The 14,916-nt window shown below is 51.9% G+C and carries 22 protein-coding genes and 10 tRNA genes; 31 read left to right on the top strand and 1 reads right to left on the bottom strand.

Going from position 1 to position 14,916, the window contains the following annotated elements; translation table 11 throughout:
• Nucleotides 1–388 precede the first annotated feature (388 nt).
• The 21 genes from AC0KVN_RS02630 to AC0KVN_RS02530 all read left to right on the top strand — a co-directional run bounded on the left by AC0KVN_RS02630 (nt 389) and on the right by AC0KVN_RS02530 (nt 9,794).
• Complete coding sequence (locus AC0KVN_RS02630) at nt 389–1,618, top strand: hypothetical protein (protein WP_483655585.1); 1,230 nt, start codon at nt 389–391, stop codon at nt 1,616–1,618.
• Nucleotides 1,619–1,688: 70 nt separating this feature from the next.
• Entirely contained in the window at nt 1,689–3,356 is a 1,668-nt protein-coding gene (locus AC0KVN_RS02625) for an amidohydrolase family protein (RefSeq protein WP_483655584.1), read from the top strand.
• A 91-nt stretch (nt 3,357–3,447) separates the two neighbouring features.
• Entirely contained in the window at nt 3,448–3,615 is a 168-nt protein-coding gene (locus tag AC0KVN_RS02620; RefSeq protein ID WP_483655583.1) for a hypothetical protein, read from the top strand.
• Nucleotides 3,597–3,992: a type II toxin-antitoxin system RelE/ParE family toxin gene (locus AC0KVN_RS02615; RefSeq protein WP_483655582.1), complete on the top strand. Its 396-nt coding sequence runs from the start codon at nt 3,597–3,599 to the stop codon at nt 3,990–3,992. The genes AC0KVN_RS02620 and AC0KVN_RS02615 overlap by 19 nt, the downstream gene beginning before the upstream one ends.
• 117 nt (nt 3,993–4,109) lie before the next feature.
• Nucleotides 4,110–4,475 carry a hypothetical protein gene (locus tag AC0KVN_RS02610; protein ID WP_483655581.1) on the top strand — a complete coding sequence of 122 codons (366 nt, stop codon included), beginning with the start codon at nt 4,110–4,112 and terminating at the stop codon, nt 4,473–4,475.
• 381 nt (nt 4,476–4,856) lie between these two features.
• Nucleotides 4,857–4,931, top strand: a tRNA-Thr gene (locus AC0KVN_RS02605).
• Nucleotides 4,932–4,944: 13 nt separating this feature from the next.
• Nucleotides 4,945–5,032, top strand: a tRNA-Ser gene (locus AC0KVN_RS02600).
• 18 nt (nt 5,033–5,050) lie between these two features.
• Nucleotides 5,051–5,127 (top strand) — tRNA-Thr (locus AC0KVN_RS02595).
• 55 nt (nt 5,128–5,182) lie between these two features.
• A tRNA-Ser gene (locus AC0KVN_RS02590) sits at nt 5,183–5,269 on the top strand.
• 75 nt (nt 5,270–5,344) lie between these two features.
• Entirely contained in the window at nt 5,345–5,998 is a 654-nt protein-coding gene (locus AC0KVN_RS02585) for a group I intron-associated PD-(D/E)XK endonuclease (protein ID WP_483655580.1), read from the top strand.
• A 12-nt stretch (nt 5,999–6,010) separates the two neighbouring features.
• Nucleotides 6,011–6,085 (top strand) — tRNA-Trp (locus AC0KVN_RS02580).
• 49 nt (nt 6,086–6,134) lie between these two features.
• Nucleotides 6,135–6,671: an RNA 2'-phosphotransferase gene (locus tag AC0KVN_RS02575; protein WP_483655579.1), complete on the top strand. Its 537-nt coding sequence runs from the start codon at nt 6,135–6,137 to the stop codon at nt 6,669–6,671.
• A gap of 61 nt (nt 6,672–6,732) precedes the next feature.
• Nucleotides 6,733–7,230 carry a hypothetical protein gene (locus AC0KVN_RS02570; RefSeq protein WP_483655578.1) on the top strand — a complete coding sequence of 166 codons (498 nt, stop codon included), beginning with the start codon at nt 6,733–6,735 and terminating at the stop codon, nt 7,228–7,230.
• A 110-nt stretch (nt 7,231–7,340) separates the two neighbouring features.
• Nucleotides 7,341–7,610: a hypothetical protein gene (locus AC0KVN_RS02565; protein WP_483655577.1), complete on the top strand. Its 270-nt coding sequence runs from the start codon at nt 7,341–7,343 to the stop codon at nt 7,608–7,610.
• A complete protein-coding gene (locus tag AC0KVN_RS02560; RefSeq protein ID WP_483655576.1) occupies nt 7,603–7,806 on the top strand; it encodes a hypothetical protein in 204 nt (67 codons plus the stop codon). The genes AC0KVN_RS02565 and AC0KVN_RS02560 overlap by 8 nt, the downstream gene beginning before the upstream one ends.
• Before the next feature lie 139 nt (nt 7,807–7,945).
• Nucleotides 7,946–8,029, top strand: a tRNA-Met gene (locus tag AC0KVN_RS02555).
• Nucleotides 8,030–8,717: 688 nt separating this feature from the next.
• Nucleotides 8,718–8,987, top strand: coding sequence for a hypothetical protein (locus AC0KVN_RS02550; protein WP_483655575.1), 270 nt, complete (start codon nt 8,718–8,720; stop codon nt 8,985–8,987).
• 10 nt (nt 8,988–8,997) lie between these two features.
• On the top strand, nt 8,998–9,168 hold the full coding sequence (locus AC0KVN_RS02545; protein ID WP_483655574.1) for a hypothetical protein: 171 nt from the start codon (nt 8,998–9,000) through the stop codon (nt 9,166–9,168).
• Between the two features lie 34 nt (nt 9,169–9,202).
• Nucleotides 9,203–9,292: transfer RNA gene (locus tag AC0KVN_RS02540), tRNA-Ser, on the top strand.
• Nucleotides 9,293–9,422: 130 nt separating this feature from the next.
• A tRNA-Thr gene (locus AC0KVN_RS02535) sits at nt 9,423–9,499 on the top strand.
• Nucleotides 9,500–9,533: 34 nt separating this feature from the next.
• Complete coding sequence (locus AC0KVN_RS02530) at nt 9,534–9,794, top strand: hypothetical protein (protein WP_483655573.1); 261 nt, start codon at nt 9,534–9,536, stop codon at nt 9,792–9,794.
• On the opposite strand, the gene AC0KVN_RS02525 is transcribed toward AC0KVN_RS02530, so the two are convergent.
• Nucleotides 9,779–10,339: a hypothetical protein gene (locus AC0KVN_RS02525; protein ID WP_483655572.1), complete on the bottom strand. Its 561-nt coding sequence runs from the start codon at nt 10,337–10,339 to the stop codon at nt 9,779–9,781. The genes AC0KVN_RS02530 and AC0KVN_RS02525 overlap by 16 nt on opposite strands.
• A 72-nt stretch (nt 10,340–10,411) precedes the next feature.
• Here AC0KVN_RS02525 and AC0KVN_RS02520 point away from each other — a divergent pair, with 72 nt between their 5' ends.
• The 10 genes from AC0KVN_RS02520 to AC0KVN_RS02475 all read left to right on the top strand — a co-directional run bounded on the left by AC0KVN_RS02520 (nt 10,412) and on the right by AC0KVN_RS02475 (nt 14,776).
• A complete protein-coding gene (locus AC0KVN_RS02520; protein ID WP_483655571.1) occupies nt 10,412–10,720 on the top strand; it encodes a hypothetical protein in 309 nt (102 codons plus the stop codon).
• A 73-nt stretch (nt 10,721–10,793) separates the two neighbouring features.
• On the top strand, nt 10,794–11,300 hold the full coding sequence (locus tag AC0KVN_RS02515) for a hypothetical protein (RefSeq protein ID WP_483655570.1): 507 nt from the start codon (nt 10,794–10,796) through the stop codon (nt 11,298–11,300).
• 130 nt (nt 11,301–11,430) lie between these two features.
• Nucleotides 11,431–11,520, top strand: a tRNA-Ser gene (locus AC0KVN_RS02510).
• Nucleotides 11,521–11,530: 10 nt separating this feature from the next.
• Nucleotides 11,531–11,639, top strand: a tRNA-OTHER gene (locus tag AC0KVN_RS02505).
• A 17-nt stretch (nt 11,640–11,656) separates the two neighbouring features.
• A complete protein-coding gene (locus AC0KVN_RS02500; RefSeq protein WP_483655569.1) occupies nt 11,657–12,058 on the top strand; it encodes a peptidyl-tRNA hydrolase in 402 nt (133 codons plus the stop codon).
• A gap of 54 nt (nt 12,059–12,112) precedes the next feature.
• On the top strand, nt 12,113–12,376 hold the full coding sequence (locus AC0KVN_RS02495) for a hypothetical protein (RefSeq protein ID WP_483655568.1): 264 nt from the start codon (nt 12,113–12,115) through the stop codon (nt 12,374–12,376).
• Between the two features lie 185 nt (nt 12,377–12,561).
• Nucleotides 12,562–13,494, top strand: a complete 933-nt coding sequence (locus AC0KVN_RS02490) for a Gabija anti-defense Gad2 family protein (protein WP_483655567.1) — start codon at nt 12,562–12,564, stop codon at nt 13,492–13,494.
• Nucleotides 13,495–13,585: 91 nt separating this feature from the next.
• Nucleotides 13,586–13,846: a hypothetical protein gene (locus tag AC0KVN_RS02485; protein WP_483655566.1), complete on the top strand. Its 261-nt coding sequence runs from the start codon at nt 13,586–13,588 to the stop codon at nt 13,844–13,846.
• Between the two features lie 9 nt (nt 13,847–13,855).
• Nucleotides 13,856–14,026, top strand: a complete 171-nt coding sequence (locus tag AC0KVN_RS02480; RefSeq protein WP_483655565.1) for a hypothetical protein — start codon at nt 13,856–13,858, stop codon at nt 14,024–14,026.
• Between the two features lie 327 nt (nt 14,027–14,353).
• Nucleotides 14,354–14,776 carry a hypothetical protein gene (locus tag AC0KVN_RS02475; protein WP_483655564.1) on the top strand — a complete coding sequence of 141 codons (423 nt, stop codon included), beginning with the start codon at nt 14,354–14,356 and terminating at the stop codon, nt 14,774–14,776.
• Nucleotides 14,777–14,916: the final 140 nt, after the last annotated feature.

Raw genomic sequence — 14,916 nt, 5'->3', positions numbered from 1 at the left:
GCTGCCTTACCCGCGCAGATATACCACCATTTATGAATTGGTCAACTACCGGATGCTATTATTTTTTCGAGAAAGGAAATGACCTCCTCTTCTGTTTTGAAGGTCCCGATGCTGGTTATCGGATGGCGTAGCGCGACATGGATATCATCCCCATAATGGCGGATGGTCCCGAAACCGGGAAACCGACCCTGTCCAGCGCGACGATTGTTCCAACGCGTTCTCTTGTATGAAGTGAACGCTTCTCCCTCATACTCGCAACCCAATATGCGAGCACATTCCTCATAAAATTCTTCTCTTAACATTCAATCTTCATAGCAGAATGGCAATCAATCTACAATTATCGCGTTTGAAATTGAATTCATGACATCGATTTCACTACCATGCCGATATGAAGAATTTAGATATCAGTCTCCCCGAAACGCAGTATGTCGGTCGTCGCAAAGACGGCGATGGTATTCTTGGGTTCATGGTCCCGGAAGGATCGGATGCTGCGCGACGCAAAGAGCAAGTGGATCGATGGGCGCGAAAGAGCGGTAGCTATGGATGGCAGGACCTCGATGAGGCTGATCGGCTCGAAGCCATCACGATCAAAAACGATCCCATGGATGGTTTCACGCTCGGCCGCATCGTTCAGCATGGTCACGGGCGCTATCAGGGGGACATCAAATGGCGCGTTGCCGATCCGCGAGGATTTGAGCTTGAGATCACGGCAGCCAATCTCGTTACCATCATAGCCCATTATGATATTCTCAAAGGCGGCCGTATCAACGGCGTATGCCATTGGGCACGCAGTGGGCAGGCCAATATTCTCGTTCCGGTGGTGAGCGAGGAATATCAGACCGTTATCGAGAATACGACACGGAAGTCAAAATCAGCCGACGTCAAAAATCTCAAGCCGGGTGACGACTTCGTCCTCCAGAATGGAACCAAGGGGCGGTACCTCGGTAGGTTCCACCCGCTTGATACCTCCTACCCGTATGGTGCGATGGCGTGGAGCTACGCGGTTCAGTGGGAGGTAAAAAAGACCAAAAAACATTACTACATGGTCGAGACTGACTACGATCCGCTTGTCTATCATCAAGGGACGCTCAAGCTATCTGAGATCATTGAAGGTCAGCCTTTAACTGAAAAGGAAGCCATGGACATCGTTCTGGGGAGCAGAGAGCGCGCTGTTATCAACAAGAATGATCATTGGGGGTTCGCTCTGAAACCCATTGACTACGGCGCGGTAACTGAAGCGATCGCCGATGGTGGCGACATTTCGGTTATCGTGAAGCAAGATGGGAAATGGTTTTCGGGAACTTTCTACAACGAGGAGGAGGTATCATGGCCGGGGCGTTACATCGATCATGATGTGTCGAAAAAGAAAGACGATCACCGCTTCGTCTTTCGTGAAATTGATATGGATGCGTTGACGAACCAGCAGTGCATCCGTGCGATGACATGGCGGCCCGATCATTATAATAATGATCCGAATTGGGGCTGGGGGTATGCAACCAGACCGCCGATCAATTCAGAATATGTCGAGCTATCGCCTTTCGTCGAAATGTTCACATGCGTCATGTATATCGAGCATGGGGAACAGCGCTGGGTGATGCCGCATAATGCCCATAGCTAGGAAGCTGTTGACGGCACCGGCATAGGCCGGTAGCCGTAACGCGATTTGATAGCAGCATTTGAGTGGTGACATGACTGAGCGTAAGCGTAGCGGCCTGAGTGATATGGCCGTTCGGAAGACAGCCGAGAAACTGGCTGAGGCCATGTGGGCGCAAATCAAAATTTGTTGTGATACGCTCACGGTGGCCGATCCGAATGGAGACCGGCAATTGATCGCTCGGGGATATGATGTCATCACCAATGTTTCCCGCCAAAAATCTCCTCATGCTATCGGTGATTATGACAAGCTATATGCTGCGGAGAACATGATCCGCCATCTATCGAGCTATGACCCGACACCCAACGGAATCTACACGCGCTGGATCGCAGCACGCTATGCTGCTGGTGATTTTCGTTTTTTTGAGGACGTCTACAAGGTCGAGGAGCCTCTCGAACTGTATCAGGCGCTTAAGCCTCAGTTGCCTATCGACAAGCGTAACATCGACCACTTCAAAACCTTCCAAGAATTCGATTCCTACATGGGACAATTCCATGGTGTCGAGACGGAGAGCCAGCGCGCGGCAGGTCGTCGTCGAGAAGCTGAAATGCTGGAGAACGGCGAGGCTGAACTCCTCCACGATGACGATGAGATCAAGATCGTCATCCCGCGAACAATTGAGGCGTCAATTCACTTCGGCCGCAACACGAAATGGTGCACCGCCGCGCGTAAAGCCGAGAATAACATGTTTGACTATTACCAGCAGCGCGGCGATCTGATCATCATTCTGTTGAAGAAGGAGAACCGCCGCTGGCAATTTCACTTCGAGGATGGCCAGTTCATGGACGAGGAGGACGATGATGCCGACATTGGTGGGATGATTGACCAGTACCCGTGGGTGCTCCAGCATTTCAGGGGGCGCTTCGTCGCGAATGGGCAGGCGGTTGAGCATATTCCTGACTTGACCGTAGACGAAATGCTTACGCTAGTCTGCCGCGATGGGCTTAACCTTGCTTATTTCGATGGTCCACCAGAACTTATTATCAGGGCGGCAGTGCGACAGTCGTCCTATGCGCTGCAATATCCTGTTGCGCGAACGGTCTTCGATGATGCCTTTATCGCAGAGGTGATTGTGAAAACGCCGACCGTGCTTGCACATTCGGGGTTTCCGCGAGTACCACTGACCAAAGAGCAACAAATCGATATTGCGGAGCGCTATCCGCGTTTCGTCACGCATTATCGTGACGCTTGCGCGGAAGCGGTAAAAGTATGTGCGTGGATCAATCAGGACATATTCAAGCGAGCAGGCTGGAGGCACAACTACGAACATTTCGGGCTTCGCGATTTTTTTGAGACAATACCACACCCCCGCTTTGATGAGCCTCATTGGAAGAGGCATCGTGAGTATAAGTTCGATGGTCCATATCCAGACTTTGAGGGGTATGAGCCGTCGGCTGAGGTGCTTCGTCTGCGCGACGAAAGTGATGCGATTTTTAAGCGTGTCGGTATCGTCCAGAAATCAGCAGATGCACCGAGTTTCGGCCGAATGTCCCAGTGGATGGACGCGTATCAGGCTGTGCCATCACTACCATCACTATCATATAAGGCTCGGGGACGGGCTTGGGATGAAGGCAAAGAGTGGCACTTCGATTTTGAACGCGGAATTCTCGATTTTGAAAGTAGCTCAGATTTCAGCCATGTCATGATAACCAGACCAAATGTTATCGTCATTGATTCCATTCCGGATGAGCTTAAATCGTAAAAAGTAGTATAGAGTATTGTCCTCTCGTTGCAGTTGCCATATAAGGGGGCATTCTGATAAATATCCTCATATGAAAAAGGATGCCCAACCCATGCTGACCGAGGAACCCGCTCCGATGTTGACGGAAGCTCGCGCGGCGGAAATCGAAAGCGCGATCAGCCACGATGCTGAATTGGCTGCGATGTGCCGCAAGTCGGTTGCGACGATGGGCAATCCGATGACCAAGGATGAATTTCTCACATGGCTTTCCCGACTTTAAGGCACTTCATCGACCTTATTGAGGGCAAAAAGCAGAGCGGGACCAAGGCCCAAGAACCATGGTCCATCGCATATGCTCCTGTTTTTCAAGAAAGCCTAGTCGAGTGCATGCGCATTTTCCCGGACATCAGGGAGAAGCTGGCCAAGTTCATCGAAGTGAAGCTCGCCGATCCTCTGACGGCGCGGTACGGCAAGCACGATGGTCCCATGACAGCCCTGATGACCGGTTTCATGCATTGTCATCTGCGCGATGACGCGGTGCTGATCTACAATCGCAAGAACCGTGTGTTTGAACTGGTTGCGATCGTCGCACACGCAGAAATCGAAGGTAAGCGGCTGAAACAGACGGCTAAACGGCTGGCGGCATACAAGAACTAATATTGTCAGATACTGAATTAGTATATATGATCGCTTTCAAATCTCAGAAGGGGGCTTTCATGCTGAAGATTGCTGGCGGGATCATTCTCGCAGTTATCATTCTCGCGATTTTCTGATTTGATAATTCGCGTCGATGTATTGATTGGTTCAGCAGCTTGGTCACTCTATCTGCTGAACCATTTCATTCTTAAAGCCCTCTGGGTCAGCGGTTTCGTGCATGATCATCTGAATGATTTGATCGCGCCTTTCCTGCTTCTTTCCTTTGCCGGGATCATTTCACATGGTCACTGGTGCACAAACTGGCTTCATAGTTTCATCGGCGTCGTGTCGATAATCAGCGGGGCAGCGTTCGTTTGGGAAGTCGTGACACCCATGCTGTTACCCCGATCTGTCGGTGATCCGGTAGATGCGATGTGCTATATAGTCGGAGGCATCATATTCTGGGCACTTCACTATTACCATCGGCCGATTTCAAAAAGCTGAATTTTCATAATTGACATCTGAAATAACGTCCGAGTATAAATAAAAACATGAACAAGCTGTCCACCATATCAAGCACAAGTTGGTCGTCCACCACTACGTGGTGAAGACGGGCGTGCTTGATCGCCCGTTGAATGCGGGCGATCTGCCAAAGGACAAGCCGGGACCAGAGGTCCCAAATTTCCTCCCCAGATTCTAAAGCTCGCACAAAACAGGCATCGGATACAGGTTCCGGGGATTGCCTTTGCGATCCGACCAACTGGTAACAGTTGGGGCTATTTGACACCGAAGGTTGCGGCCGGAGGAATGAATATGAATATTGCTTCTCTGCGTTGTGATGGCGCAGAGAGGAGGGGAGGCGTTTATCCAGCGTCTCCCCAAAGGGCCGGAGTAGCACAATGGTAGTGCAACTCCCTTGTAAGGAGAAGGTTGGGGGTTCAAGTCCTCTCTCCGGCACCATGTTTATCATAGGGGAAGGGTGGCAGAGAGGCCGATTGCGCTCGTCTCGAAAGCGAGAGGACCGAAAGGTTCCGAGGGTTCGAATCCCTCTCCTTCCTCCATGATAAATATGGTTACACGCCCGCATAGCTCCAGTGGTTAGAGCGCGTCATTGGTAATGACGAGGTCGAGAGTTCGAATCTCTCTGCGGGCACCAGTTTCCATTCATCACGAACTCAGAATGACGTCGCGCAGGCGTTATTCCCTTATGCGGAACGGTGGGTGAGTGGATAAACCAGCACACTGCTAACGTGCCGAACCTTCGGGTTCCGAGGGTTCGAATCCCTCCCGTTCCGCCATTAAACTCCAACTCTAGCGGTCGAAAGTTCCATGCGGGCTCAACTTTTGTCTCTGAAGCCATTCTAGAACCCCAGATGATAAATATTCGAACATATAATTTGGTGTTCGAATTGAGAAAGAAAGAAGAATTACAAGTGGAGGCTGTTCGACTGAGACAGGAAGAGCGGCTGTCACTAAAGCAAATAGTAGATCGACTTGGCGTGGCGAAATCATCAGTGTCTTTATGGGTGCGAGATTATCCATTGTCTCAAGCCGAAAAGACTAAGATGATGTCTGATGGCCAGAAAAGGGCAGCTAAACGACCTTCTATTCAAAAGGCTAACCCTGAGGCATATGGTGCTCTTCCGCCAATAAAAAAGGGAAAAGCGGCTGAGTTGTTTTTCAACATGCAATGTCTTTTGCGAAATCTGAGTTGCTTCTCTCCAACCACTGAAGATGGCCGCATCGATTTCATCGATGGCAAATCTATGCACAGGATTCAGGTAAAGGTCGTGTCTGGAAAAACAGGCACAATGCCCGTTCGTAAGATATCTTGCAATAGCTCAACCAACGTGAAACAATACCGATATTCCAAAGATGATGTCGACTTCATGGTTGGTGTTCATCTAGAAACGCTATCTATATATATTTGTCCAATTGAAGAATTAGATGGGTTCGCTACTTGTGTATCCGTATCAACGATGGTGGGGATGGGATTTGAGGATAATTTCGGTCCATTGTTTGAATAAATTTTTGCTCACAGGCGTGTCATCTAAAGGCTAAGATGATGGTTTCCAAGTCCATTCATGGGAGTTCGATTCTCTCCACGCCTGCCAGTTCTTAAATATGGCGCAGAACCTTACGTTCTGATATTTCCGCCGCATTATGAAGAAGTATAGCAAATTCATGTCGCTGATCCTGCGGCACAAGCCCGAAGCTGGGAACCTCACTCTCGATCATCAAGGTTGGGCCAAGGTCACGGACGTTCTCGCTGCTCTGCGCGCACATGTCGGACCGATCTCCCGAACCGAATTCGACACGCTGGTCGCTGAGAATGACAAGCAGCGTTTTGCGTTCAACGATCGCCGGGACAAGATCAGGGCATCACAAGGGCACAGCCTTGCAGTTGAACTCGCCTTGCCTGAGGCGACACCACCTGATCGCCTTTACCATGGCACGAAGCGTTCGGTGCTTGGCTCGATCATCAAGGATGGTCTGAAGCCGGGCAAGCGGCAGCACGTCCATCTCTCGACCGATCTCGATACCGCCAACATCGTGGCGGCCCGGCGTGCCGGTGAAAGCGTCATTCTCGTCATCGAGACTAAAGCCTGCCCACACCCATTCTTCCTCAGCGAGAATGGCGTATGGCTCACCGAAGCGGTTCCTCCGAGCGCCCTTGGTGTTTATTTCGAGGGGCAGTAATCACCTATTGCGCGCATCATAAAAGGTGGTATAAGGGCGGCATTCGATAGAGGAAATCAACATGCTCAAGTGCGACATTCTCATCTCGACCACTACCGAAGAAGCGATGTGGATGTCGACGCCACCCAAGGGCACGATCTGGAACATCCACGCGGCGTCCATCCACGGCGTTGACGTGGTTTCGCGCATCGTTGGTGAAGCTCCGGCTGTTTGCGATCATAAGCAACTGACGTGGTTCTTGGGACGCGCTCGTCGCATTGATCCAGACCTCACGATCAACACCCATCATATGGATGATGCCATCGCAGCAGTGAATGCCCGCTACCTAATCAATCAGGATGAGCAGAAAAAGATCATTTCCGAAGCAGGCGATCTGTTGATGCCGCTGATCGATGCGGCCATCGAAGCTCGGGACAAGTCCCGGCTTGCTGATCTGCATCGCCAGTTCCCCGACCCGGTGACGCGCGCATGCCTGATCGATCGCTATCGGCAGACGTTTCCCGAACTGAAGTTGCCCGGCGTCACGCTGGATAACTGGCACGAGGTCGAATGCGAATGAACACCAATGCGCAAAATGGTGGCGGCTGTTGTGGCTGCGTTACGTTGATCCTCGCGATCATCGGGCTGGTCTATCTACTGGGTCTGCTCCACTGAACAAGGAATATGGGTATGTTCATTCCCTCGACGCCGAACCTCATCACACAGGCGGCAGACTTTTATGTCAGCTACAATCCGGTCGACGTCAGCATCTATGGCGACGTCACCACCGCGCTGGTCGTCGGTCAGATGGAGCGGTTCTACATCCTGAACGGCGATCATCAGGCGGCCTATCGCAACCTTATCTCGCAGGGGTTCAACGCCTGTCTGGATTACTTCATCGAGCATATCGGTGAAATGAACCACCGCAGCGATCGCCCGGAGGCTCTGGTCAATGGGTAAGCTCACGCAGCAGGCCAAGGATACGATGAAACTGATCCAGCGCTCACCCGACATAGGTGATGGCTGGCGTGCGGTGTCGGAAATCCTCCGGCCCAATATGACGACGTGGCTTCGGTCGGCCGAAGAACTCTATGAGTTCGACGGTGAACGCATCCGTCTGACGCTAGACGGTGAATTGGCCCTGCGGTATATTTGAATATTGCGGTCAAGCAGGTCGCTGATCTACAGAGAATGAATGAGGGGCGGCTCAGACCGCTTCCGGGTCCGACGCTCAGAGCGATCGGATAACAGGGCTGGCGACGGGGTTGATCACCTGATCGTCAGTCCTTCCCTGTCCAAGCGAAGGCAAATGGGGAGCCCGCCCGCTCATAACGGGTCTCCGAAAGGACGAGTTGGTTCGATTCCAACCGCTTGGACCACCTCTTCGAACGCAGTCTGGGGCGTATATTGATTGTCCTCAAATACAAGCACACGCCATCCAGCCCGCTCTAAAGAGTGCTTTTTCAATCGATCGCGTGTCTGAACTTGCTTTAGACTGTGATTTGAGAAGGATAGCTGCTCGCGATGCCATATACCATTCCATAAAATTGCAATTTTATGATCGTGCAGAATGATGTCGGCGTCCCATCCGTCTATTATCGGCAAATTGTGATAGACGTTGTCGAAATTATTCGCACAAAGATCATGTAGGATAATTTCGTCGCGTGATCGTCGAACTTGGATAGATGCGGATTTTCTGCCACCCATGCGTGATAATTGTGCATGGTGGTCAGATGAAAATTGGCAGGCGCTTGAGCAAAATTTACGGGCTCGCTTGTTTCCACGGACTTGAAAGCTGCGGTTGCAAGCGCAACAATCGAGTTCAATGATCCGATCTTTCTTTAAGGGGCCGTTTGATCTAGCGCGTGCTGAAACGCTTGCAGCGATCGATAGTCTGGTTTCCGGTGACAATGTTCGTCTTCGGTTGTTAAATTTCGCAGAACAACTTCTATCGCAAAACTTTCTGTTCTCCGATGGTGATGACTTAGGTAGTTTTAGTTCGCAAAATAAACATGAAGGCATCAAATATTTATTTGATGATTTTCGACCGTATGTTATTTGGTAAAAATGAAATTTGAGATTGACCAAAAGCAACAAAACAAGATCAACGACTGGTTGCGCGAGACTGTCTATCCGGAAATCATCGAGAAGCAGAAGACTTCTCAAATGATCACTTCGGCAGTCGCACAGAGTTGCTGGGACGAAGGTTTTCCCTATGGCGGCGCGATCGGCGGAGGGTTGACGTATGAATTTTCACCGACCAGTCTGGGACTGGTGACGAAAGTTCGCTATCATGGCGGATACGAGCTTGATCTAACTGATTATGAAGACTGGTGAGACGTCTCCGATGAAACAGTTTGAAGTAGAATATTTGGACTGGGACGGAGCAACCTGCACCATCAAGGTGACGGTTAGAGACGACGCCTCTCCCCGTGATGCCGAGGAAGCTGCTCACAAAAGGCTGGAGCTTGCTGGTCCGGACGGCATCATGAAGATCAACGCTGTTCGAGAAATTTAAGTCTATTCAGAGGGGAGCAGTTCCCCTTCCATGCGGAGCCGTGGCCGAGCGGTTTATGGCACTCGTCTTGAAAACGAGCGAACCTGAGAGGGTTCCGTGAGTTCGAATCTCACCGGCTCCGCCAGATATTCGAGGTAGAGGACGTCGTAAAGTCCACGGCCCAAGGGTGCGTGGCTGCTATAGTTAGGTTAGGGGCGACCCCGGACCGAACACAGGCGTGACCAGTCGGGAGAGCAGCGACACTGTCATGAAGGGCCGCTATAGCTCAGTTGGTAGCAGCGCCATACTCGTAATATGGAGGTCATCGGTTCGAGTCCGATTGGCGGCACCATGACACACCCGGAATAGCCTGATATGGTTCGCGGATGACCGATCAGGAAATCGTTGACGAACTCACCGTCCAAGCCACAGCCGCGATCAAGCTTGCGAAAGTCTCGCTGGAGTTCATGATGAATTTGGCGGCAACGCAAGGCCTTTCGCTTGATCTCAAGGGCGCGGCCGATGCGCTGGTCAGCAGAAACATGTTGAACACTGTCGATCGACCCACGGCCGAGCTTGAGCACCGCAGCCGGGTTATCGCTGCATCGATCCTGCGTGAAATGGATATCGATTATCGTCGCGGTTGAGCCTCGAACCAAGCTTCGAGTTCGTCCCATTCCTCATCTGACATTGGCGCTACGGGCTCTTGAGGTACCGGTTCGGGTTCCGGTGCGACAAATGGGGTAGGGGGGCGCTTGAAGCCCAGTTCGGTGTGCCCACCGCTGATTTTTGGTGGCTCCTGCGTAAACTGCGGAAACTCGCGCGCAAACTGGCTGATCAGTCGGGAATATAGCTTGAGCCGAGAGGGCTCGTCATTCTTCGCCGCGAAATTGAAGAAGCGAGGATTTTTCTCGCGGATGAACTCCCGTGTGGCGCGGATGACCGTTGAGATGACCTTCATGGCGTCCCCGGTGCCGGTCATGTCGAGCGTGCCGTTACGGACAAAGGACAGCGTCCACAGGCCGGGGTTGTAGTAGCGGTTGATGAACTGAATGATGAAGTGTCCATCGTCGATCTGAAACTCAGCCTGTAGCAGGCTCTCGTCCTCACTGCTGCGATCAAACCAGTGGATTTGAGCGCTGCTGTCAAAGGCTTCGGACAAAAAGTCGGGCATGATATCATCGATAAGCATGTTCCTATTTATTGTTCCGGTATAATATTGACGGGGATGATTCCGCATCAGTAACGTCACTGTATGAACATAATGGCGATCATGCAAAGCCCGGCTTTCATTCTTTTTTGTGCCGGAGTTCTATTTTTCTTTGGCGGGCAGATGACCCACCGCTGCATGCTGCATGTCATATGGACGATCAGGAATTGGCGAACGATCGCAGCAGAGACCATCATGATCGACATGATGATCTATCTGAGCGGGTTTTTCCTGTTCATCGTTCCCACCATCATTGGTGCGATGATGATCTACAATGGCGTTCTCTACCTGCTGGAGAAGGCGGCAGTGATCAACGCGGTCACCCGTCTCCATTATGCCAATCTGCTGATGGTGGGGGGCTGAATGGACGCGCGCGATTGGATACCGCCGCTGGCAGCGGTGCTGTTTGCAGGTATGGCATGGCTGTTTCTGCTGTATGAGCGCCACAAGTTACACAAAGCGCGCCGTAAGGAAAATCGCTGCGGAGAGTGCGGCAGAAAGTTTGGTGGCTGATATGCCAATTGGATATGGTGATGATTTCCCACTGATTCCTGATGATGCTGATCCGGCTGACTATAAGGAACCTCGTAGCTTCGACCGGATATTCAAAATCCATCATCCCGCCCACGGACGTACATCCGAAAGTTGGTCTGTCAATTTCTCAACCAGTTGGGGTGCAGAGTTCATGTTCGTGGAGAAATTTGAACGCAACTGGCTCTACTACGAAATTGCACCAGTTGTGACTGATTGGTTGGCCGAACATGCGACTGACGTGCTCGTGAGCGACATTGATCGCGGTGACTGGGGTGAGGGCATCCCGATAGTCACGGTCGATTTCGCCAAGGAAAAGGAAGCGGACGCGTTTGTTGAGCGCTTCGGTGTCAGGGTCAACGTGCTCGCTTATAGCGCTCAGGGTATGAGTAAACGTTATGGTCGTGAGTGATTGGATTACACTACTGATTGCACCGATGTTGGTATGTTGGTCGTGGCAGTCGTTTATTAACGAGCATCACAAATTTCACACGGTGCGACGCTGGGAGCGACCCAGCGGAGAGCGCAATATAAAACTTTAAGGAAGAGTGGCCGAGTGGTCGATGGCATTGTCTTGGAAAGGCAACGAACCCGCAAGGGTTCCGGGGGTTCGAATCCCCTCCCTTCCTCCATCATTTAAACGTGCGGATGGGTGAGCGGTCGAAACCCTCTGATGCGCTAATTCTGACCCGAGGTCGCGCATGACCGTTTGAGGGAGGAATCGTGGGTTCAAATCCCACTCCGTGCGCCATTTTTCAAAGGAGTAAAATGAGCGAAGGCAAGGAAGACCGCGTCAAACTCTACTGCATCTTCGCGATGGAGAGCGTAGAGAAGATGGGCGGCAACAGGGGCAAACTGACGGCTCAGGCCGGGCATGCCTATCTCCACAGCGTGTGGAACGCCATGGAGCATTTCCCCGATGATGTCGCGGCATATCGCGCCGGGCGCGCTTACAAGATCACGCTGGTCGTAGACACGGTTGAGGAGCTTGAGGCTCTGGAGGCAAAATATCGCGATCGCTGTGGCACTTCATTGGTGGTCGATGCTGGACTCACAGTGTTCAAGAACGAGGATGGTTCACCGCAGCCTACCGTGACATGTTTGGGTCTGGGACCCGTTCGCGATAGCGCATTGGAAAAAGACATCAGGCGGCTTCGCCCTTTGAAGTAGACTGTTGCCATGTCATCAAACGTGGTATAGATGCCGGGTAAAGGAGATCACGCCATGAGTTTCATCGGAGACTTTTCCACCCTTCCTGTCATCATCGACGCTCCCGGTCTGTATATGACCCGCGACGGCCGCCGGGTGAGGATCGACCGGATCGACCAGCGCCCGGAATTTCTCGCGCGCGGGTTTGCGGCCAAGGGTAGCATCGAGCGGATGTTCCGTGGGAAAATGAAGTTCCACGATTACAACATCTGGCACGTCAGCGGCCATGCCGGAGCATTGCGGGAACATCCTCGCGACATTGTGGCAAAAGCCGAATAGGCAGAGAAGCATATTCATATGGCAGAAGAGGCAGGGCAAAACCCTGCCTTTTTTGTTGGTCGTAATCACGGTTGTATGTTCATTCATTAAAATTGACTTCGCAAAAACCAAACTCGCATTGCTGGAGGTGCATTTGAACCAAGCAATTTGAGAGAAGGTATTTTGTGATTGAAAATCATCGTGGCATGAAGCGCAAGACCATCAAGGCTGTCCTTGCGAAGAAGTTCAATTCGTTTCTCGCCTCGATCGAGGACGACGAGGTCCGCAAGCTGGTGGGGAAGAACACGATCATCACCGGTGGGTGCATCGCTTCGATGCTTCTGGGTGAGAAGATCAACGATTTCGATCTCTACTTCACCAACAAAAAGACGGCGGAAGCCGTGGCGCGCTATTACGTGCAGCGTTTCCAGATCAAGAAGAAGAACGGTATCGACTGCATGATCGACGTCGAGGCGACCGACGACCGCGTCAAGATCGTGGTCAAGTCGGCCGGTGTCGCAAGTGAGGAAGGCGCGGACGCTCCCTACCAGTATTTCGAGAGCCAGCCCGAAGGCGATGCCGGTGGCTACGTGAGCGAGGTGATGAGCGACGCCGGAGAGATCGAGGACACCTATCAGGAAACCGAGGAACTGGCGCTGAACGTGGAAGATGAGGACTATCGCCCCGTGTTCCTGTCTACCAATGCCATCACGCTGAGCGGCAAGGTTCAGCTTATCCTGCGCTTCTTCGGCGACGCGGAGGAGCTTCACAAGAACTACGACTTCGTTCACGCGACCAACTATTGGACCAGCAATGATGGTAGCCTGACCCTGCGGCCGGAAGCGCTGGAAAGCCTGCTGTCGCGCGAACTGCGTTACGTGGGTAGCCGCTACCCCATCTGTTCGGTCATCCGCCTGCGCAAATTCATCAAGCGGGGATGGGTAATCAATGCCGGACAGATTTTGAAAATGATGCTCCAAGTGTCGGAACTCGATCTGACCGATCCGCTCGTGCTTCAGGAGCAGCTTACCGGCGTGGACAGCGCCTATTTCATCGAAGTGATGGGTAAGCTGAAGGAGCACGATCCCGACAAGGTCGATGCGGCATATCTGGTAGAGATCATCGACCGAATGTTCTAAATATAGACATTTCATAAAAGGTGGTGTTGAAGTGCTATCCACCTTGTGTTAATAATCTGGTCATTCGATAGCCCAATTGAGTGACCAGATTATGCAGACGATCCACATCCCGTTCGCCCATCATCTTGGCGCACTCCATTTCATGGACGCATTCGTGCGGTTCGATCTGGCGATCATGGCGCTGATGTTCCTGTTCGTGCCATTGGCCGCAGGAAAAATGTGTTTCACCGAATATCGGGAGTTCCAGCGTGGAACCGCCTATCCCGATACGCCTTACATGATCGGGTTCATCCTGCTCGCGACCATTGCATTTGAAGTTCTTGGTCTGAGTTTTGCCACCCAGATGATTTGACAGGAGGATATGATGGAGCAATCGACTGATTTCGTGCGTGGTGAATTTGCTGCGCTGGATTCCCCGACGGGGGATATCATCAAGCTGCTGAGGCACATCCCCGACCGCGCTTGGGAAGTGGAATTTCTCAACGGGAAACAAGAGGTTATCCAGTCGTACCGTGTCCATGAAATCGACTGATCGGCGTAAATAGACGATCGGGGCGGTAGGCCGCACCAGCATGCGAGGTATTATGCCTTTATCACACATCGGAGGTAGCAATGGGATACGCGGGGCTCTGCGTTATCTTGTTCGCCATCGTCTGGGTGATTGGAGGCGAGTTCCGGAGCAGAGCCAAGGATCGCGCGCAACGTAAGCGGCAGGGTCCAGATCGGTTCCGTTCCGTGACTTGGCTCTGAACCGACATGGCAGGGATAACGATGGCCGTGAGAGCAATCTCACGGCCATTTTCGTTATTGCATGCGGCGCGCTACGATCGGTAAGCTAAGGCTTTTACGGAGCCATTTGATGTCACCCGATCTGGATAAAAAGTTGCGCGAGCGGCACCCTCTGATTTTCGCAAAAGCACCAGTCCGGGGTAACAGAGCGCCCGACGGGTGGTTCGATCTCGTTGACGAAATGTGCTCCGCAATCGCCCCATATTGGGCTGAACATCTTGAAGTGATCCAGATCATGTCGAAATTCGGCCGCCTGCACTTCTACTTCAATGGCGAGTTTTACGACCATCCTGATCTCTATCAAACTATCGGCGGGTTCGAGACACGCAGCCGTTTGCTGTGTGAAGAGTGCGGCCGTCCATCAAATGGAACGGCGGAATTCTACGGGCATGTGAGAAATCTGTGCCCCAATCATGCAAAAGCGTATCGGAAAGCGAGACGGTTCAAGCTCTTCCATTCAGGCAGAAATATTGAAAACGCTGATTGGCTTTGAATACCCTTAAATTACCAACATTTGGGTAATTTGAGAAAATGGGTTTCTGGTCGAGTTTATTTAGGAAAAAGAAAAAGCCTCTTCAGCAGGCAAGTGTTTCGCGAGATTATGGATCGTCGTCTGGTTATGCCGGATCATCC

The sequence above is a fragment of the Sphingobium sp. SG1 genome, assembly GCF_057063145.1.
The sequence above is the reverse complement of the archived record's forward strand: the minus strand, read 5'-3'. Positions and strand labels throughout refer to the sequence as shown.